At 60.6% G+C, this 19,894-nt stretch carries 18 protein-coding genes and 1 riboswitch; of the genes, 10 read left to right on the top strand and 8 right to left on the bottom strand.

The window, feature by feature from the left end; translation table 11 throughout:
* Positions 1–8: 8 nt before the first annotated feature.
* Positions 9–473: a ribonuclease HI gene (gene rnhA, locus AACR77_RS15215; protein WP_010674138.1), complete on the bottom strand. Its 465-nt coding sequence runs from the start codon at positions 471–473 to the stop codon at positions 9–11.
* A 75-nt stretch (positions 474–548) separates the two neighbouring features.
* Here rnhA and dnaQ point away from each other — a divergent pair, with 75 nt between their 5' ends.
* Both dnaQ and AACR77_RS15205 read left to right on the top strand, forming a co-directional pair.
* The gene (dnaQ, locus tag AACR77_RS15210) at positions 549–1,283 is read left to right on the top strand and encodes a DNA polymerase III subunit epsilon (RefSeq protein WP_042882593.1); all 735 of its coding nucleotides are present in this window, start codon (positions 549–551) and stop codon (positions 1,281–1,283) included.
* Positions 1,280–2,530, top strand: coding sequence for a TIGR03503 family protein (locus tag AACR77_RS15205; RefSeq protein ID WP_042865207.1), 1,251 nt, complete (start codon positions 1,280–1,282; stop codon positions 2,528–2,530). The genes dnaQ and AACR77_RS15205 overlap by 4 nt, the downstream gene beginning before the upstream one ends.
* A gap of 75 nt (positions 2,531–2,605) precedes the next feature.
* Here AACR77_RS15205 and AACR77_RS15200 read toward each other — a convergent pair whose 3' ends face one another.
* Positions 2,606–4,123, bottom strand: coding sequence for an HD domain-containing phosphohydrolase (locus AACR77_RS15200; RefSeq protein WP_039038835.1), 1,518 nt, complete (start codon positions 4,121–4,123; stop codon positions 2,606–2,608).
* Between the two features lie 174 nt (positions 4,124–4,297).
* Positions 4,298–6,754 carry an acyl-CoA dehydrogenase FadE gene (fadE, locus tag AACR77_RS15195; RefSeq protein WP_042882591.1) on the bottom strand — a complete coding sequence of 819 codons (2,457 nt, stop codon included), beginning with the start codon at positions 6,752–6,754 and terminating at the stop codon, positions 4,298–4,300.
* Positions 6,755–7,006: 252 nt separating this feature from the next.
* Here fadE and lpcA point away from each other — a divergent pair, with 252 nt between their 5' ends.
* The 3 genes from lpcA (at position 7,007) to AACR77_RS15180 (ending at position 9,131) form a co-directional block, all read left to right on the top strand.
* On the top strand, positions 7,007–7,585 hold the full coding sequence (gene lpcA, locus AACR77_RS15190; RefSeq protein ID WP_010674142.1) for a D-sedoheptulose 7-phosphate isomerase: 579 nt from the start codon (positions 7,007–7,009) through the stop codon (positions 7,583–7,585).
* Between the two features lie 112 nt (positions 7,586–7,697).
* Positions 7,698–8,495, top strand: a complete 798-nt coding sequence (locus AACR77_RS15185) for a class II glutamine amidotransferase (protein WP_042882589.1) — start codon at positions 7,698–7,700, stop codon at positions 8,493–8,495.
* Between the two features lie 300 nt (positions 8,496–8,795).
* Complete coding sequence (locus AACR77_RS15180; RefSeq protein ID WP_039038838.1) at positions 8,796–9,131, top strand: Hpt domain-containing protein; 336 nt, start codon at positions 8,796–8,798, stop codon at positions 9,129–9,131.
* Positions 9,132–9,143: 12 nt separating this feature from the next.
* Here the strand turns inward: AACR77_RS15180 and AACR77_RS15175 are convergent, their stop codons facing one another.
* A complete protein-coding gene (locus AACR77_RS15175) occupies positions 9,144–10,067 on the bottom strand; it encodes a gluconeogenesis factor YvcK family protein (protein ID WP_042882610.1) in 924 nt (307 codons plus the stop codon).
* A 113-nt stretch (positions 10,068–10,180) separates the two neighbouring features.
* On the opposite strand from AACR77_RS15175, the gene AACR77_RS15170 reads away from it, so the two are divergent.
* Complete coding sequence (locus AACR77_RS15170) at positions 10,181–11,362, top strand: FIST signal transduction protein (protein ID WP_042882588.1); 1,182 nt, start codon at positions 10,181–10,183, stop codon at positions 11,360–11,362.
* 18 nt (positions 11,363–11,380) lie between these two features.
* Entirely contained in the window at positions 11,381–13,456 is a 2,076-nt protein-coding gene (locus AACR77_RS15165; protein WP_042882586.1) for an ATP-binding protein, read from the top strand.
* A gap of 272 nt (positions 13,457–13,728) precedes the next feature.
* Here the strand turns inward: AACR77_RS15165 and AACR77_RS15160 are convergent, their stop codons facing one another.
* The 4 genes from AACR77_RS15160 to narQ all read right to left on the bottom strand — a co-directional run bounded on the left by AACR77_RS15160 (position 13,729) and on the right by narQ (position 17,529).
* Complete coding sequence (locus AACR77_RS15160) at positions 13,729–14,304, bottom strand: LON peptidase substrate-binding domain-containing protein (protein ID WP_041212730.1); 576 nt, start codon at positions 14,302–14,304, stop codon at positions 13,729–13,731.
* A gap of 302 nt (positions 14,305–14,606) precedes the next feature.
* Positions 14,607–15,032 carry a globin domain-containing protein gene (locus tag AACR77_RS15155; protein ID WP_042882584.1) on the bottom strand — a complete coding sequence of 142 codons (426 nt, stop codon included), beginning with the start codon at positions 15,030–15,032 and terminating at the stop codon, positions 14,607–14,609.
* 146 nt (positions 15,033–15,178) lie between these two features.
* On the bottom strand, positions 15,179–15,817 hold the full coding sequence (gene narL / locus AACR77_RS15150) for a two-component system response regulator NarL (RefSeq protein WP_039038841.1): 639 nt from the start codon (positions 15,815–15,817) through the stop codon (positions 15,179–15,181).
* On the bottom strand, positions 15,817–17,529 hold the full coding sequence (gene narQ / locus AACR77_RS15145; RefSeq protein WP_042882582.1) for a nitrate/nitrite two-component system sensor histidine kinase NarQ: 1,713 nt from the start codon (positions 17,527–17,529) through the stop codon (positions 15,817–15,819). The genes narL and narQ overlap by 1 nt, the downstream gene beginning before the upstream one ends.
* Positions 17,530–17,607: 78 nt before the next feature.
* Positions 17,608–17,747: riboswitch (molybdenum cofactor riboswitch) on the top strand.
* Between narQ and moaA the strand changes: the two genes are divergently transcribed.
* The 3 genes from moaA (at position 17,735) to AACR77_RS15130 (ending at position 19,791) form a co-directional block, all read left to right on the top strand.
* Positions 17,735–18,730: a GTP 3',8-cyclase MoaA gene (gene moaA, locus AACR77_RS15140; protein ID WP_042882580.1), complete on the top strand. Its 996-nt coding sequence runs from the start codon at positions 17,735–17,737 to the stop codon at positions 18,728–18,730. It overlaps the preceding riboswitch by 13 nt.
* Positions 18,731–18,982: 252 nt before the next feature.
* A complete protein-coding gene (gene napF, locus AACR77_RS15135; RefSeq protein ID WP_042882578.1) occupies positions 18,983–19,492 on the top strand; it encodes a ferredoxin-type protein NapF in 510 nt (169 codons plus the stop codon).
* On the top strand, positions 19,489–19,791 hold the full coding sequence (locus AACR77_RS15130) for a chaperone NapD (RefSeq protein ID WP_010674154.1): 303 nt from the start codon (positions 19,489–19,491) through the stop codon (positions 19,789–19,791). The genes napF and AACR77_RS15130 overlap by 4 nt, the downstream gene beginning before the upstream one ends.
* The last annotated feature ends 103 nt before the right edge of the window (positions 19,792–19,894 follow it).

The following is a 19,894-nucleotide window of genomic DNA, read 5'->3' as shown; positions in this document are numbered from 1 at the left end:
AGCGGGCATCAGGGCTGGTAGCCGCTGTCTTCGGCAAGCTGCTTGCCGCTGGCGGCCTCACGGGCAAGCTCGTCACAGCGTTCGTTTTCCGGGTGGCCCGAGTGTCCTTTCACCCAGAGCCATTCGATCTGGTGACGGGCCACTTCCGCATCAAGGGCCTGCCAGAGATCGACGTTCTTGACCGGCTGACGGTTGGCGGTCATCCAGCCCTTCTTCTTCCAGCCGATGATCCATTGGGTGATCCCCTGGCGCACATACTGGCTGTCGGTGGTGAGCCGCACCTGGCAGGGTTCGTTCAGGGTCCGCAGCCCCATGATGGCAGCCATCAGCTCCATCCGGTTATTGGTGGTCAATCGAAAACCGGCGGAGATCTCCTTGCGATGCTTGCCATAGACCATGACGGCACCATAGCCGCCGGGGCCCGGGTTGCCTAAGCAGGAGCCATCCGTGAATAAATCAATCTGTTTCAACATGAGCAATCAATCTGTTTTAGCGAGAGGCTTGGGGTAAACTAGCGAGTAAAACCGAAGTTTGACATGGATTTGATCATGAGCACACCCCAACTGCATCGCCAGATCATTCTGGATACCGAAACCACCGGCATGAACACCGCGGGCGGCCCTGTCTATCTTGGGCACCGCATCATCGAGATCGGCTGTGTGGAGGTGATCAACCGCAAACTCACCGGCAACCATTTCCACGTCTACATCAAGCCGGATCGGCTGGTAGACCCCGAGGCCATCGCCGTGCACGGCATCACGGATGCCTTCCTGGCGGACAAGCCCTCTTTTAGCCAGATAGCGGACGATTTCATCGAGTTCATTCGCGGCGCCGAGCTCATCGCCCACAACGCCCCCTTTGACGTGAGCTTCATGGACTATGAGTTCAGCAAGCTCGGTCTGAACTTCAAAACGGCGGATATCTGCGGCATCACGGATACCCTGGCAATGGCGCGGGATCTCTTCCCGGGCAAGCGCAACAACCTGGACGTGTTGTGCGATCGCTACGGCATCGACAACTCTCACCGTACCCTGCACGGCGCCTTGCTCGATGCGGAGATCCTGGCGGACGTCTACCTCCTGATGACGGGTGGCCAGACCAAACTCAATCTGGCGAGTGAAACCAGCGAGAGCGAGACCAGCCAGGATACCGGCATTCGTCGTCTGGAGAGCAATCGCCCGCTGCTCAGGGTGGTGCGCGCGAGCGACGAGGTGGCGGCTGTCCATGAAGCGAGGCTGGATCTGGTACAGAAAAAAGGAGGTGCCTGCCTGTGGCGGCAATGAGATCGCTTTGGGGGCTGCTGCTGTTGGCCTCCCTCCCGGCCGCGGCCAACGAGGTGTTTGCGCCTTCCGACATTCCTCTGCTCGACAACCGCTTTCGCATCGATTACGGCGTGAAGGAGATCACCTTCATCATCAAGCGCAAGCCGGGGACGCCCTCGGTGATCCTGGTGCGACCCGATGGCAGCAAGCTCTATGTGGGCAAGGTCAAGCCGCCCGACGTGGGCTGGTTGCCCCTCAAGGATCAGGATCTCATCACCATCCGCGACCCCATGCCCGGCCCCTGGCAGGCGATCGGGGAGGTGGACCCCGACAATCGGGTGCGCCTGCTCACCGACATCCAGGTCGAGAGCGAGCCGCTGCCGGCCCGCCTCTATCAGGGTGAGCGGGTCAAACTGCAATCCCGTCTGCTGATCGATGGCGCGGCGCCTGGGGCGGGTTACTACCTCACCGATCTGGGCATGACCGTCAAGCTGCAGCAGTTCAACGATGCCAGCCAGAGCGGCGATCCCGTGTTCGAGGAGACCCTGGGACGCTACATGGATGATGGCAAGGGGGTGGACGAAGTGCCGGGGGACGGTATCTTGACCGCCGAGGCGGTACTGGACGTCCCTGCGGGAAAATACCGAGCCCTCTTCAGCACCGGCAATGAGGTCTTCTCACGAGCCCAGTCACAGCAGGTGCTGCTCTACCCCTGGCCGGTCAGCTATTCCCTGAATCCCCCCTCCGGGGAGGGGGGAGCCAAGCTCTCCCTGGTCATCGATGTGGATGAACTGGATCCCGCCTCCGTGGTCATCCAGGGCAAGGCCATCGACGGCGGGGGCAGTAGCATGACGTTCAACGAGGTGGCGACAGCGCCGCGTTTTGGCGTGGATCTCTCCGCCCTCAAGGCGGCAGGGCAGTACAAGGTGGAGGCCACCCTCTTTGGAACAACCCGGCTCGGTCGCGAGGTGCAACTGCAATTGCCGGCCAAGTCGTTCACCATAGCACCGCCTCCCCCCCCTCCCGCACCCTCTGCGGCCATGCCCGCATCCGCCGCCACCCCCGACCGGTTCGAGGAGCGGGAGAGTCCGGTCTGGCTGCCCTGGGCGCTGGGGGGAGGTGGCGTGTTGCTGCTCTTGCTGGGGGCCGGTGGTTTCATTCTGCTGCAAAAGCGCCGCACCCTGCACAAGGCGATGGCGGCGCAGAAGGCGCAACTTGAAGAGACGCCAGCAACCCCCAAACTGGATCTCAATCTGCCGGAGCAATAATTCCGCGCACATTGCAAAGAAGCCGCCCAATGGGCGGCTTCTTCATGGTGGCAAGTGGATGGGGTGAACCCGATATCAGTGAGCGCCGATATAGATGTCTTTGTACTGCTCGCGAATATCGAGGAACTTCTCCAGATTGGCCAGCATCAGGTCCACCAGGAGGGGGTCGAAGTGCTCTCCTTTCTCCTCCTTGATCAGCGCCAGCACCTGATCCAGCGGCCAGGCCTGCTTGTAGCAACGATCCGAGCCCAGGGCATCGAACACATCCGCCAGGGCGACGATGCGTCCTTCCAGCGGAATGTCCTCTCCCTTCAACCCGCGGGGATAGCCGCTGCCATTCCACTTCTCGTGATGGTTGCCCGCGATGGTGGCGCCTATCTGGAACAGGGCCAGGTCACTGCCGGAGAGCATGTCCTGCCCAAGCTGGGCGTGGGTTTTCATGATCTCCCACTCCTCGGGAGTGAGTTTGCCCGGTTTGTGCAAGATGGCGTCCGGGATCCCCACCTTGCCGATGTCGTGCAGGGGAGAGGCCCGCTTGATGAGCTCGCACCTGTCCTCATTCATGCCGAGCAGCTTGCAGAACAGCTCGGTGTAGAGGGCCACCCGCTTGACGTGCAAGCCGGACTCTTTCGAGCGGCTCTCCACCAGTTCGCCGATGCGATAGATGATCTCTCGCTGGTTGTCACCGATCACCTCGTTGAGCCGGATATTCTCCAGCGCCACTATGATGTTTTCGGTGAACAGGCTGAGCAGCCCGGTATCCATCTGGCTGAGCGGGCGAGTGGTCTCGATGTGGAACAGCAGGTGATGGCGGGCATTCTGGCAATAGAGCACCATCTGGTTGCCATCGTAGACATTGGCTCCCTTGGCCATGGCACAGCGCAGGATCTCCGGCGCATCGACGAGGCGCAGCATGGGACCATCGCTGAGCAGAGGCTCGAGCACCTGATCCCGCACCTCATACGCCAGGTGCTTCACATCGTAAATCTGGGACTCTTCCAGATTGAGCAGGGCACTGAGCTGGGTCTGGGCTCCTTCGACGAACTGGCGCAGGGCACGCTGCTCGAAGATCCCCTTGGACGCCTCGATGACCTTTTCCAGCCCCTGTCGATTGCTCTCAAGGGTTCGGATGTCCCGGTAAGAGCGCAGGCTGGCGCGCAGCAGGGTGCGCAGTTTCTGGGAGGTGAGCTCGGTCTTGTCCTTGTAGTCGTTGATGTCGTAGTTGGTCACCACGTCATCTTCCGGGGCCTGGCCGGGCTGACCGGTTCGCAGCACGATGCGCACCATCTTGTTTTGCAGCTCGTCGCGCACGAACTTGACCACCTCGAGACCGGCATGATCGACCTCCATGACGACGTCGAGCAGCAGCAGGGCGACATCCGGGGTGAGGGCGAGCAAGGCTTTGGCTTCAGCCGCAGAGTAGGCGTGCAGAAAATCGATCGGCTTGCCGTCGAATTCAAACTTGTTCAGGGTGATTTTGGTGATGCGATGCACTTCGGGTTCATCGTCCACTATCATCACCTTCCAGCCGGCGGGACGCGGTGCTGATTGGGGAAGATCTTCATCATCAATAATCAGGATTTGATCATCCATTATGCAATCCTGTGTGTGATCCTGTGCTTACCTTAACTGCTTCATTCAATATAGGAAACGGATTGATATCCAAAATATGATCCAGTCGGTTTCTCTTTCTTCGTATCGAATGCCATCCACCCGCCCTTTCATGAAAAACGCCTCCACAAGGGAGGCGTTCTGGCATCAGAGGCATCAAGCTGCCCTGTGATAGGCGGAGGCTTCAAACAGTGCCTTGTTGGCCACCAGGTCGACGGGATCGAAGTCATCGACGTTGATGGTGCGAAGACGACTCTCCTCGGCGCGCCGCAGCAGATCCGCTTCGGCCTGGTTGATGACACCGAGGCTCAGGCCCGCCTCTGCCACCTTGTCGAGCTGGGTGAAGGGGCGTTTGCTCCCTTCGGCTTTGCACACCTTGTCAAACAGCGGCTCTGCGGTCAGCACATCGTCCAGCGCCTGTTCCAGCAGCCCGAAGGGGTTGCCCTCCTCGCGCGTCAGATATTGACCCTCGGCCAGACGGCTGCGCGTGGCACTTGGCACCTGGAGCAGGCGGGCCACCTGGCTGTCGAGCTTGTCGGAGGGACGCTTCAGGTCGCGACCAAGGGGTAGCACGATGGCGCGCAGGGCTAGACCAATCCAGCGATTCGGGAAGTTGCGCAGCAACTCGTCGATCGCTTCCTGAGCCTTGAACAGGGCGTCTTGCAGTGCCCAGTGCAGCAGCGGCAGGTCGGCCTGCTGGCGTCCTTCATCCTGATAGCGCTTGAGGGCGCTGGAGGCCAGATAGAGCTGGCTCAGCACGTCGCCGAGGCGGGCAGAGACCCGCTCTTTGCGCTTGAGCTCGCCACCCAGGGTGCCCATCGCCATGTCTGACAGGAAGGCAAGGTTGGCGGAGAGGCGAGAGAGCTGCTGATAGTAGCCCTTGGTCTGATCCTTGTAGGGCGCTGCGGCGAAGCGGGCACCGGTCAGCCCCAGCCAGAAGCTGCGCACCAGGTTGCTGATGGCAAAGCCCACGTGGCTGAACATCGCCTTGTCGAAATCTTTCAGCGCCTGCTCTTTGTCGGGGTGGCTGGCTGCCAGCATCTCCGGCAACACGTAGGGGTGGCAACGGATGGCTCCCTGACCGTAAATGATCATGCTGCGGGTCAGGATATTGGCTCCCTCGACGGTCACCGCGATGGGGGCCCCCTGATAGCCACGGGCCAGATAGTTGTTCGGCCCCATGCAGATGGCCTTGCCGCCATGGATGTCCATGGCATCAATGATGCACTTCTGGGCGCGGTCGGTGAGGTGGTACTTGACGATGGCGGAGATGACCGAGGGTTTTTCACCGAGATCGATGCCGGTGACCGTCAGTTTGGCGGCGGCGCCCATGATGTAGGCGTTGCCACCCAGGCGTGCCAGCGGCTCTTCAATCCCTTCCATCTTGCCAATCGGCAGCTTGAACTGGCGACGGATGCGGCTGTAGGCTCCGGTGGCCAGGGCCAGCATCTTGACGCCGCCCGTGCTGTTGGAGGGCAGGGTGATGCCGCGGCCGACGGAGAGACACTCCACCAGCATGCGCCAGCCCTGACCGGCCATGGCCGGACCGCCGATGATGAAGTCGAGCGGTACAAACACGTCCTTGCCGCGGGTCGGGCCGTTCTGGAACGGCACGTTGAGCGGGAAGTGGCGACGGCCGATGTCGACCCCCTTGATGTGGGTCGGAATGAGGGCGCAGGTGATGCCGAGCTCTTCTTCCTCACCCAGCAGGTGGTCAGGGTCACGCAGCTTGAAGGCGAGGCCGAGTACGGTGGCGATGGGAGCCAGGGTAATGTAGCGCTTGTTCCAGGTCAGGCGCATGCCGAGCACCTCTTCCCCTTCCCACTCGCCTTTGCAGATGATGCCGAAGTCGGGAATCGAGCCCGCATCAGAACCCGCTTCCGGGCTGGTCAGGGCGAAACAGGGGATCTCCTTGCCGACAGCCAGACGGGGTAGATAGTAATCCTTCTGCTCGTCAGTACCGTAGTGTTGCAGCAGCTCACCCGGCCCTAAGGAGTTGGGCACGCCGACGGTGGAGGCGAGCACGGCGCTGGCGCCGCACAGCTTTTGCAGCACGCAGGACTGGGCGTAGGCGGAGAACTCCAGCCCGCCATATTTCTTTTTGATGATCATGGCGAAGAACTTGTTGTCCTTCAGGTATTGCCACACCTCGGGAGAGAGATCGGCACGCTCGTGGGTCACTTCCCAGTCGTTGACCATGCGGCACACTTCTTCAACCGGACCGTCCATGAAGGCCTGCTCTTCGGCAGACAGCGTGCTGACCGGAATGGCGTGCAGCTTCTTCCAGTCCGGGTTGCCGGCAAACAGATCCGCTTCCCACCAGGTCGTCCCCGCTTCGATGGCTTCCTTCTCGGTTCGGGACATCTCCGGCATGATGGACTTGTAGATCTTGAACAGCGGCTTGGTCAGCTGGTTGCGGCGAAACTCCACCAGATTGAGGGGCAGGGCTATCACCGCGAACAGCGCCCACACCAACAGGGGCACATGGCCATAGAAGGTGCCGGCGACCAGGGCGGCGGCCGTGGCAAGCGTGGCGGTGAACAGGGACGCACGGCGATAGGCCATGGCGCCGATCACCAGGATCACCCCGAGCAGAGTGAGGGTCGTCGTCATTGTTTGCTCCTTGCATGAATTGCCGAGGTTGGGAAATTGGCGTTAACTGATCCAGAGGTCTGACCTGTTGGATATGGCCCCTGTTGTAATTCATACGCACAAACTTATCAAGCTGTTTACAAGCCTGTTACCTTGGCTCTGTGATCGGCATAACGCGCTGCCCGCCCCATCTTGGCGGGCGGGGGGCGACGATTGGACTGGCTTGTGCGACAATGCCGCCACCCTATGTTGGACGACGAGATTTCAAGAACCATGTACCAAGAACTGATCCGCAACGAGTTGACCGAGGCTGCCAGCGTGCTTCAGGCGTTCCTGGCAGATGAGCAAAATCTGAAAAACATCGAGGCGGCGGCCAGGTTGCTCGCCGACTCCTTCAAGCAGGAAGGCAAGGTACTCTCCTGCGGCAACGGCGGCTCCCACTGCGATGCCATGCACTTTGCCGAGGAGCTGACCGGTCGTTATCGCGAGAACCGCCCAGGCTATGCCGGCATCGCCATCTCCGATCCCAGCCACCTCTCCTGCGTCTCCAACGACTTTGGCTATGACTATGTCTTCTCTCGCTATGTGGAGGCCGTCGGCCGCCGTGGTGACGTGCTGCTCGGCATCTCCACCAGCGGCAACTCCGGCAACATCCTCAAAGCCATCGAGGCGGCCCGTGCCAAAGGGATGAAGGTGATTGCCCTGACCGGCAAGGACGGCGGCAAGATGGCTGGTCTGGCCGATGTGGAGATCCGTGTGCCGCACTTCGGTTATGCCGACCGCATCCAGGAAGTGCACATCAAGGTGATCCACATCCTGATCCAGCTGGTTGAAAAAGAGATGGCCAAGTAATCAACGATCCGGGATTGAGAGGGGGTGATGGGTGACCATACCGGCCCTCTCGACCAGCCGTGACGGTTGATTGACGAAACCAGAGTCAAGACATTCAGGGAGTGGATGGTATATGTGCGAACTGCTCGGCATGAGTGCCAATGTGCCGACCGACATCTGCTTCAGCTTTACCGGGCTGATGCTGCGGGGCGGCAAGACCGGTCCCCACAAGGATGGCTGGGGGATCACCTTCTATGAGGGGCGGGGTTTTCGCACCTTCAAGGATCCCGAACCCAGCGCCCAGTCTCCCATCGCCAAGCTGGTCCAGGCACTGCCCATCAAGAGCCGTGCCGTGGTCAGCCATATCCGGCAGGCGAACCGGGGGTGTGTCTCCCTGGAAAACACCCACCCCTTTACCCGAGAACTGTGGGGCCGTTACTGGACCTTTGCCCACAATGGCCAGTTGACCGGTTACAAGAGGCTGCCCACGGGGCGGCACCGTCCGGTGGGCGACACCGACAGCGAGCACGCCTTCTGCTGGCTGCTCGACAGGCTGGAGCACAAGTACCCCAAACGGCCGGCAAATTTCCCCGCCATGTTCCGCTACCTCGCGACCCTGTGCGACGAGCTGCGCGGGCTCGGGGTGTTCAACATGCTGCTGTCGGACGGAGAGTTCGTGATGACCTATTGCAGCAACAATCTTTACTGGTTGACGCGCAGGGCTCCCTTTGGCGAAGCCCGTCTGCTGGATGAGGATGTGGCCATCGACTTTCAGAGTGAAACCACGCCGAACGATGTGGTGACCCTGATCGCCACCCGGCCGCTCACCGGCAACGAGAATTGGGTGAAGATGGTGCCCGGGGAGTTCTGCCTGTTCAGGCTGGGCGAGCTGGAATATGGCAATTCAGCCAACTTGTTGAACCAGAAATAAAAAATACCAGGGTAGATGTCTACCCTGGTTCTTCGCAGCAGCCATACAGGCAAAAAGGGATGAGAGAGGTGTTGCTGAGCCGCATCATTCTCATGGGTTGCATTGTTACTTTAATGTTAATTTTGTGACAACCTTTATCTCTCTCCATTCTGGCTGACATACCGATAACTTGAAGCTGCTCACATTCTGGTGTCCCAAGAGCATCCGGAGCGATACGGGCATGCCCGAAGGGCGGGTGACAGCGGGGCTGTGGGTCCGCTATATTGTGGTCTGTTTGAATACCATCATAGGGAAGAGAAGATGGAGTGGCTGGATCAGAAAGTGCTGCGACAACTGGCAGATGACATCGGTCACGAGATGATGCCGGTCGTCATCTCGGTGTTTGTCGAAGAGGTAGGCGAGCAGTTGGCCCAATTAAGACCGCTTTTTGAGCAGCGGGACTGGTCAGCCCTTGCGCGTGTTGCCCACAGCATGAAATCGTCCTGTGGCAGCTATGGCGCCAAACCCAGCTATCAGCAGGTGATGGATCTGGAGTCCGCCTGTCGCCGGGAAGATGAGCAAGAGGCCGGCAGACTGCTGGCGGAGCTGGAGCACTCCCTGCCCCAGGTCTTCACCCATCTGGCCCAGTTTCACTGATCCAGAAGGGCATCAGCCCGCCATGTCGCGCTCGCCAAGCCTGCTCAGGATCACTGTGTCGAGTGCCAGCCGCAGCTTGAGGCGGTCGTGGCGGTGGGGGAGGGCCGCTTCACCCAGCTCGGCCCGAACGAGGCAGTGCTGCAGCTCGGGTACCTGGGGGCCCTCGGGAGCCAGAATGGCATCGATCCGGCCGCTGCCTATCCGCTCTTCCAGCCAACGATGTTGACTGGACAGTGACAACTGGCCTGCCGGACCCTCTTCGTCCACCAGATTGCTGATGAACACGACGATGGCGCGGCTGCTGCGGATCGCCTCCGCAATTTCGCGCAGCAGCAGAGGAGGCATGATGGAGGTGAGGAAGCTGCCCGGCCCCAGGATGATCATGTCGGCCTGGCTCAGCGCCTCGACTGCTTCGCGCGTGGCGGGCACGACCGGTTTCAGGCTCAGGGCCCGTGGCGGCGTGGTGAGCTGATCGATGGAGACCTCCCCCAGGATCTGATCGCCACAGACGGTGTGGGCGCACAGATCGGTGGGATGCTCGGACATGGGCAGCAGATTGGGTTCAATTTCCAGCATGTCGCTGATGAGCCGGATGGCATCCAGGGGGCGCACGCAGAGGTTGTCGAGGGCCAGCAGCATCAGGTTGCCGAGGTTGTGGCCCGCGAGCTCGCCGCGGCCGGTAAAGCGGTGCTCGAACAGCTGGCTACCGATGCTGGGGGTGGTCACCAACTGGTTGAGGCAGTTGCGCAGATCCCCCCAGGCGATGCACTCCTCGCTTTTGCGCAGGCGTCCGGTGGAGCCGCCATCATCCGTGGTGGTGACGATGCCCGTCAGCCGGGATCCCAAGAACGACAGGGAAGAGAGCACCCGGCCCATACCGTGCCCGCCGCCGATGGCGACAACCCGGTCGAAGTCATTGATATTTTTCTGCCACATGCAGTGATCCCGTGGGAGGCCAGTGAGCACCATTCTAGTCTCCATGGCCAGGTAATTGTTTGATAAGGGTATGATTTTTGCTTGATGCCAGCATCCCGTACCCCTAGGAGACGATGTTGAACTTCCTGACGGCTCACTCGCTTGCCGAGACGACCCCACTGGCCGCCCAACAAGTTACAGAGCGGTTGCATGCCCAGTCATCCCATGTTCCATCGCTGTTGCTGGTCTATTTTACCCAAGCACACGAGGTGGCGGAACTGCGCCGTGCGCTCAAGGCACGTTTTCCCGATACCCGGCTGATCGGTTGCAGCTCCTGCGGCGGTATCCTGACCCAGGATGGCCATCATGGTCGGCATGGCTGGAGCCTGTCGGTCGCCGCCCTTTATGATGGCAAGGGGGCCTATGGCGTGGCTGGCCAGATGGGGGATCAACCGGATGTGCGGGCATTGCTGCGCCGCGCCATCGCCGATGGTGGCCGACCGGGAGAGCTGCCGCAGCTCGTGTTGCTGCACACCAGCCCGGGGCTGGAGGAGGCTGTGCTCGCTGGGATCGACGCCGAGTTTGGCGCGACCGTTCCCGTCGTCGGCGGGTCGGCGGCAGACGACGGCGTGGCCGGGCAGTGGCAGCTGTGCTGGGACGAAGGGGAGGGATCACAAGGGTGCGTGTTGGCGGTGCTTTACCCCGACTGCCAACTGGCGTTCCAGTTTCACTCAGGCTATGTACCCACCGAGTGTCGCGGCATCATTACCGGGATAGACGGGCGGGAGGTGCTGACCATCGATCACGAGCCGGCGGCCCGGGTCTATGGTCGCTGGACCGAGCGTGCGACGCCCTGGCCGGTGGGCCCCATCCTCAGGGAGACGACGCTCTCGCCACTGGCCCGTCAGGTCGGCATGCTCGATGATCTGCCCTACTACAAGCTCTCCCATCCCGAGGCGGTGACGGCGCGGGAGGGGCTGCGCCTCTTTACCGAGACCCGACTGGGAGAGCGGCTGCTGCTCATGTACAGCAGCCAGGAAGGGTTGTTGCAGCGCAGCCTGAATGCGGTGAATATCGAGCCTGAATATGGTATGGCGAGCAATATGCGCCCCTTTGGCGCCCTGGTGGTGTTTTGTGCCGGTTGTCGGCTGGCACTGGGGGACAGGCTGGGGGACATCGTCAGTCAATTCAGTCAGAGGCTGGGTGAGATCCCCTTCATCACGCCCTTTACCTTCGGTGAACAGGGACGATTACCCCATGGTGAGCTGGCACACGGCAACCTCATGGTGTCGAGCGTAATCTTCCTCGAGAGCTGACACTGTGCTGGATTCAAGATGATAGGCAATAGCGAACTCGAAACCCTGGGTGACAAACTACAAACCACGCTGGTGGAGCTGATGCGTTGCCGGGAGCGGGAGGCCAGATATCGGGAGGAGTCCCAAGCCCTGCTGTGCGGGGTGGCGACCCTGGCACAGGCCCAGAGTCTGGAGCAGGTACTGGAGAGTCTCATTCTTGCTCTCAAGCCCTTTATCGGATTCGAACAGGCGGACGTGGTTGCCTGGGAGGCCGTGGGGGGCAGCACCCATCTGAGCACCCAGCCGGACGAGGTGGGCCGGACCTGGTCGCTGACACCGCTCTTCTCCAGGGCCATCGAGGGGGAGACCCTGGTCATCTATGATCCCGCCCAACTGCCTGAGCTGGCGCCGCTGGCAGGGGCGCCGGGCTGGGCCAGCGTCATGATGACAGGCTTGCAGGGACCGGGGTTTTCCGGTGTGCTCATCTGCCGGCACAGCGTGGCGGGCACCTTCGATCTCAAGAGCAAGGCGGCGATGCAGCGTTGTCGCCCGCTCATCTCCCAGGCCCTGGTCAACATCGCCTATCGGGCTCGCCTGCAAGAACAGGTTGACCTCAAGACCCTGGCCCTGCAGGCCAGCGAACAGCGTTTTCGCAGTTTTGCCGCCATGGCCTCCGATTGGTTCTGGGAGACCGATCCCCAGCACAGGCTCAGCTATGTCTCTGCCCCTGGCTATCAGGGGGAAGTGCTGGCCCGCCAGACGGGGAGAAGCCTCTATGATTTTGCCCACGACAAGCAGGACCCGGCCTGGAGCCACTACCGGCACCTGATCGCCCACAATCTGCCGGTGCGGGGAATGCGGGCCCAGGTGATGCTGGCGGGCGGGCCTTGCTGGATGGAGATCAATGCGGAGCCTTGCCATGATGCCGGTGGCCGCTTCCTCGGCTATCGGGGCACGGCGCGGGAGATAGGCAGCCAGATCCGCCGCGAGCAGGAGCTGGCGCGGGCGCGGGACGATGCCGAGACGGCCAACCGTGCCAAATCCCAGTTCCTCGCCATGATGACCCACGAGATCCGCTCTCCCATGAACGCCGTGCTGGGGATGCTGGATCTGCTGCAGCACGGCCGGCTCGACACTCCGCAACAGACCCTCATCGGTCATGCCACCCACTCTGCGCATCTGTTGCAGACCATCATCGACGATGTGCTCGATTTCTCGAAAATAGAGTCACATACCCTGACCCTGCACTGTGAACCCTTTCAGCCAGCCGAGCTGTGCCGTGCCCTGGTGGAGCCCTTGCAGGCACAGGCCAGTGCCAAGGGCATCACACTGCACTGGCATCTGGATGAAACGCTCCCCGAACGCCTTCAAGGGGATGCCGTCCGCCTCTCCCAGGTGATAGGCAACCTGCTTGGCAATGCCGTGAAGTTCACCTCCGTCGGCAGCGTGCGTCTGGCGTTGACCTGGGAGGAGGAAAAGCTGGGGGTCATGGTCAGCGACACGGGGATCGGCATCTCCACCGAGGATCAGGCGTTGCTGTTTGAACCCTTCTATCAGGTCGACAGTTCGGCAACCCGCCGCTTCTCCGGCTCGGGGCTCGGGCTGGCCATCTGCAGGCGGCTGGTGCAGCTGATGGGGGGAGACATTTGCGTGCAGAGCACGCCTGGACTGGGAAGCTGCTTCTGGTTCGAGCTGCCCGGGATGGCCTCTCCCTGTGCTCCGGCCGCCGCCCCCAATAGTGAAGAGTGCGCCAGACTGGAGCTGGATGTGCTGGTGGTGGAAGACAGTCCGGTCAATCAGCTGGTGGTATCCCTGATGCTGCAGAAGCTGGTGTGCAGGGTGAGGCTGGCAGGCAATGGGCTGGAGGCCCTGGCACAGGTGGCGAAGCAGCAGCCGGACCTTGTCCTGATGGATATGCGGATGCCGCAGATGGATGGGCTGGAGGCGACCCGGCGCCTGCGGGACATGGGGTGCGAGATGCCCATCGTCGCGTTGACGGCCAATGCCATGATGGAGGACAGGGCCCGCTGCCTTGCCCAGGGCATGAACGATTTTCTGGCCAAACCCATCAGTCTTGCCAGGCTGCGAAGCTGCCTGCTCCGCCATTGCAGGTGATGCCGGCCGATTTTTGGTAAAAAAAATGGTCAACCTGGTGGTTGACCAATTCTTCAGCAAATACTGAAGAGAGCACGGGATAAATCGGGTTGTACGGTTTTATATGAAAAAGTCGTGCCAACTTTTCAAAACCTGTTATTTGCGGCCTGTAGCTGAATTGTGTGTTATTTATCGCTACCGTGATTGCAAAATGCAATTCTCATTTTTTCATTATAAGAATGCAGTGCCGAGAATTCGCGTTTTGCAAACCAACCGTTGACTCACTTTTTGACTCACTGTGCGATCAGTCGGCGCAAGAACTGACGCGCCGCTTCACTGTTCTGCTTGGCAATCAACATCTGTTTTTCATAGATCGGCATGGGCAGGATCTCGAGCCAGCGTTGGCAGAGCCAGGCTGCATCGTCGAACTGCTTGTCCGGGTAGAGCTCATCCAGTTCCGGGTATTGTGCAAAGACCTCTCTCAATCGGCTGACCAGCTGGTTGTCGCTGACATCAGAATCCGCACTCGGCCAGTTGGGCAGTGGCTCGACCTGGGCGTGCCTGAGGCCTGCGTCATCCGTTTCCATCTCGTGGATGCAGAAGCGTTCAAGGCCGAGCACGGTGACCCCGAGCAAACCGTCGTTGAGGGTATAAAAATCAGTCACCTTGACGCGGGTTCCGACCGGGAGAATCCGTCCGCAGGTGCCCGTGCTGGTGGTCTCTTCCATCACGATGCCAAAGCCACGATCCTCGAGGAAGGACTCCTTGAGCATCTGCAGGTGGCGCGGCTCGAACAGGCGAAGGGGGAGCTTGCCACCGGGCAGAATGTGGGACGGCAAGGGGAACAGTGCCAGTTGTTGAAGTTTCATGTTCCATCCTCCTAATCACTCATTGCTGAATGTGACAATGCAGTGACCGTGCCAGAGAGAGGTGGCGTGGCGAAGGGGTGAGCCATTTCCCGTGGTTATTTTTAATATCCATTTAAAATCAATCTATTGTGATTTTGTATCACGAACGCAGGCAAGGTAGTGCGAAAGGGATTCAGGTGAGGTGTTAGGGCGCCGAACATACCCCGTGTGCAGAATGAGTCTATTTTCGCATATTGCAAATTTGATTCATGCAAAATGCCTGTTACAGACCCATTCAGCGATTGGGGGCAAAGGCCAGGGGATCAGGTGGTCAATTCGGTGTGCTGTGTCATGCCGTCCAGCATCAGGGCGGCTATCTCGTCATACATCTGCGACCAGGCCTGTGCCAGTGCCGGGGTAAAACCACTGCCGAGACGCCGTGCCAGTACCTGGGTCAGCGCCTGTTTGAGCAGCGCAAACTGGTGGGGTTGAACGTTGAATCGCTGGTGACGCCTGCCGAGATCGCGAATGATGAAACCCAGTGCATCCAGCTGGGAGAGGCTGGTGATGACGGTGTTCAGGGTGTCCGACACCTTGGCAACGGGCAGCTCCTGATATGGGGGAAAGAGGGCCCTGAGTTCGGGGGACAATCTGAACAGCTCTTCATACACCTCCTGGACATAGCTGTTGTTCAGGGCGCTCACCCTGCCCCAGGCTTTCTGGACCAGCTCTATCTGCTCAAAGGTCATGTCGATGTTTCCTTCCCGTGCGATGTCATGAAAATAATAATCCATCTACTCAATAGAGCACCGGGTTCCGCGCCATTTGGGGAAAAGGAGAGGGGGCCAGCAAGGAGGCACGGATGGTGACCCCTTGCTGGCAGGAGGCCGGGACCTCAGTTGCGCTGTTCCAGGTACATGACGGCTGCTTCGACGCGGCTTTGGGCCTCGAGCTTTTTCAGCAGGCTCTTGACGTGGACCTTGACGGTTCCCTCGGAGATATGGAGCACGGAGGCGACCTGCTTGTTGGACAACCCCTTGGCGATTTCACGCATGATCTGCATCTCGCGTCGGGTCAGGCTCTCCAGCTTCTGCTGCAGGTGGTCCAGCTCGTAGATGTTCTCGAGATAGGGACGTAGCGGCTCGCTCAGGATCTGCTTGCCGGTCATCACGTCAGCCAGCTGGGCCAGCAGCATGTCAGGCTCGGTGTCCTTGAGCAGATAGCCGTCCGCGCCTGCCTTGAGCAGGGCAACCACATCCTGGCGGGCGTCAGAGACGGTCAGGATCACCACGCGGGAAGTCACCTCTTCGGCCCGCAGCGCCTTGAGGGTATCGAGACCTGACAACCCCTTCATGTTGAGGTCGAGCAGGATAAGGTCCGGTTCGGACTCCTTGGCCATGGCCACGGCGTCGGTGCCGTTGGAGGCCTCGCCAACCACGTCGATGTTATCTTCCAACTCCAGCAGTTGCACAATTCCCTTGCGCATCAGGGGGTGGTCATCCACGACCAGAACACTGTATTTCATCTCGTCCATCAGGCGTCTCTTGTTAGGCTGGTGGGAAAGGTCAGGTGTATGCGGGTGCCCCCGGAGGGCGGCTCACTGATGGTCAACTGGCCGCGCAATTTGCTGGCGCGTTCATTCATGATGCTGAGACCGTAGTGATTCACCGCCGAGCTTGCGCCCCTTATTCCAACACCATCGTCTGCAATCTGAACCTGGATGTTACCATCAGCCAGGGTCTCACAGCTAACGTCAATGTGCCGCGCGCTGGCATGCTTGATGGCATTGAGCACTGCCTCACGGATCAGCTGCAGGATGTGGATGTGCTGCCCCGCTTCAAGGTCGGTGTCCGTCAGTCCGTACTGGAGCCTGATGTCGGCGTGCGTCTGGGGTTTGAGCTGCTCGAGCATGACCGCGATGGCTTCACCCAGGTTGGCATCGCCGATGCTGAGGCGGAAGGTGCCGAGCAGTTCGCGCAACTGGGTATAGGCATTGCTGAGTCCCTCGTCGATCTGCTCCATGGCTGCCTCGGTCTTGGCCCTGTCCCCTTTGGCGAAGGAGCGCTTGAGCAGAGTGGCCTGGATCTTCAGGTAGGAGAGGGCCTGGGCGAGGGAGTCGTGCAGTTCACGGGCGATGACGGCGCGCTCTTCCATCAGCAGCAGGCGCTGGTGCTGCAGCAGGGTCTGATCCTTGTGCAGCACCTGGGCCAGCAACATGGAGAAGTTCTTCATCAGCCGCTCGTCGATGGGGTGGCCGCTTATCATGTCGAGCCGGCCGTACTCCTCGTCATCCATCTGCAGGTAGAAACTCACCACGGCGTCCAGATCCCCCGGCCACCCCTTGCGCCCAGTGATGTAAACCGGCATCGCATTGTGCTCGAAGCGGGTGAGGCGGATGTACTCGATGTGCTGGTGGGCGGCGGCCCGCTCCAGCAGCTTTTGCAGGGTGCGGCGGCTGAGGGGCGCCGCGTGCAGTTTCTGGGCGGTGGAATAGAGGAAGGAGAGGGTGTCGTTGGCCTGTTGCAGCTTGGCCGTTTTCTCCTCCACCTTGCTCTCCAGCTCCCGATAGAGCTTGCCGAGCTCGTCGGCCATGGTCGCGAATGCCCCCGACAACTCTCCCAGCTCGTTTTCACAGTGGGGGGGCAGGGTGAGATCGAACTCCTGACGCTGGATCTGGCGTGCGCAATAGACCAGCTGGTTGAGGGGCGCCACCACCTGCTGGCGGGTGAAGCGCACCGTGCACCAGGCGATGGTGATGATGGCGAGCAGCCCTAGCCCCTCTGCCAGGGCCAGCATGCGCACCTTGAACTCCACGTGGTACTGCATCTGGTTGACGAAGTCATCGATGGCGGCGACGAACTGTTCCGTATTGTCGGTATAACGGCTGGGCGTGGCATTCTCGATGTGTTCGCGCATCACTTGCCATTGCAAGAGGACTTCACCATAGGTGCGGCGCAGGGAGGCGGGCGTGATCCAGCGCTGGGTCTCCTGCAGCTCGGGGGCATGAAGGGTCTGTTCAAACTGGGCGAGCCGACCGAGGACGACCTGATCCTTCTCGATTTCATAGGCCATGCGGTAGGCCTGCATGCGCAGGGATCCCGACAGGTTGATGGCCTTGGCATCGGGAACCGAATAGAAGAGGGTGACCATGGCCACCACGGCGATCAGGCTGGCCATGAACAGGATCAGCACCATGGAGCGACCGATGGCGCTGCTGACCGACTGCACTCTGAACCATTTTCCCATGCCGACCGGCTCCCTTTTCACCCACAAAGACCCCACAAAGTAGCATGGGAGTGTACTCCAAGTTGTGCTAGCATCGAAAAACTAGATGAACTCCGAGCGATTTTGCCTAAGTCATTGAGATAGGGGGAGATCGCCGTCAGCCGATGTTCGAGCTGAAAGGGTCAGGAAAGAAATGCCCTGGCCTCCCGTATTTGGAAAGGTGTTTATGTTGCCACTTGAAGATGGTTTTTCCCGTCGCTTTTACTATTTGCGTCTGTCGGTCACCGACGTCTGCAATTTCCGCTGTACCTACTGTCTGCCGGACGGCTATCACCCGCCGAAAGGAGAGGGTGAGGGGCGCCAGTCCTTCCTCTCCCTGGAGGAGATCCGTCGCGTCGTCTCCGGGTTTGCGGCCATGGGGACGCGCAAGGTGCGTCTGACCGGAGGCGAGCCCTCCTTGCGCCGCGACTTCACGGCCATCATCGAGACCGTAGCCAATACCCCCGGCATCGAGAAGGTGGCCATGACCACCAACGGGTATCGCCTCAAGGAGCGTGCCCGCGAGTGGTTCGATGCGGGGCTGACGGCCCTCAACGTCAGCGTCGACAGCCTGGATCCCCGCCAGTTCCACCAGATCACCGGCGAGAACAAGCTGGCGGAGGTGATGGCGGGGATAGACGCCGCCCTGAGTGCCGGTTTCCGGTCGGTCAAGATCAACGCCGTGCTGCTCAAGGGGCTCAATGATCATCAGCTCGAGACATTCCTCGCCTGGATCCGGGACAAACCCATCGAGCTTCGTTTCATCGAACTGATGCAGACCGGCGAGATGGACGCCCTGTTTCGCGATCACCATACCAGCGGTGAACTCATCAAGCAGCGCCTGCAAGAGAGCGGCTGGGTGCAGCAGCTGCGCGGCCTGGATGATGGCCCTGCCCAGGTGTTCACGCATCCGGACTCGAGGGGCGGGGTGGGGCTCATCATGCCCTACAGCAAGGATTTTTGCGCCGGTTGCAACCGGCTGCGGGTCTCCTCCAAGGGCAAGCTGCACCTGTGCCTCTTTGGCGACAACGGGGTGGAACTGCGGGATCTGCTCACCGATGACAGCCAGCAGGAGGCGCTGCAATGGCGTATTCGCCAGGCGCTGACCGGCAAGGCCGCCACCCATCGCCTCCATGAAGGCAATGCAGGCATGACCCCCCACCTGGCCTCCATCGGCGGCTGACAGCCGCCGTGCACCTCAAATAACCTTCGATTAATTATCAATCCTCACATAGGGGTAATTTACCTTGCCCCTGCTGTGTCTAATTGCGCCAAGGGTTTGATCCAGCGCAAGAATCCCCCCTGTTTATCTCCCTGGTGGTATATCCCCTGACTTGTCAGGGCCGCAATATACACCCACGCTTATAATTGGTATTGAAAATGCCAGTCACGGGATCCGCGCGGGGGTATTCGTCCCCGAAATAGAGGAGTCGATATGACCGACGGGGTCAACTTGTCACGCAGAGGCCTGTTTCGGGGACGCCTGAGCGCCCCCAAGGCCGGGATCCAGTTGCCCTGGTCCGTCTCCTGGGACGAGTTCGTGGCTGGCTGCACCCGCTGCGGCGACTGTCTGGCGGCCTGCCCGGAGCAGATCCTGATCAAGGGGGACGGGGGCTTCCCCACGGTGGATTTTCACCGCGGCGAGTGCACCTTCTGCACCGAGTGCGTCAGCACCTGCCAGGCGCCGGTGTTCAGGCCGACAACCCAGACACCCTGGGTGTATGTGGCCCATATCGAGGCGGGCTGTCTGGCCACTGCCCAGGTGTTCTGCCAGCGCTGTCAGGACAGCTGCGAGCAGCAGGCCATCCGCTTTTCCCCCCGGCTGGGGCGCGTACCCACCCCCAGCATCCATGCCGAGTCGTGCAATGGCTGCGGGGCCTGCGTGGCGGATTGCCCGGTGGGCAGCATCAGCATCGGTCTGTCTCGTGGCGAGGCTTCGCGATGACCCAAGAGACGAACAAGTTGGAAAACGGTGATATGACGCGAGAAGAGTTCCATGTATCCAGCCTGGTGGTGCTGACCCAGCCCGATCTGCGCCACGCCCTGGCAGAGCGGATTGCGACCCTGGACGGGGCCGAGATCCACGCCGTCAGCGAGGAGGGCAAGCTGGTGGTGACCCTGGAGGGGCCGAGCCAGCGTCCCATCATGGCGGCCATCGACACCATTCAGGGGTTGCCCGGGGTGCTATCTGCGGCCCTGATCTACCACCAGTTCGATGAAATGGACGCCGAAGATGGGGAATAAGGCGTCATGTGGCAGAAGCGCAAGAGTCGTTCGCTGACCGCCACGGGTAATACACGGGATGCCGGGTCTGTTGTCTGCGTTCGATGAACGAAAAGCCCAGAGC

This window comes from Aeromonas sp. ZOR0002, from assembly GCF_963866995.1.
Taxonomy (GTDB): Bacteria; Pseudomonadota; Gammaproteobacteria; order Enterobacterales; family Aeromonadaceae; genus Aeromonas; species Aeromonas caviae.
The sequence above is the reverse complement of the archived record's forward strand: the minus strand, read 5'-3'. Positions and strand labels throughout refer to the sequence as shown.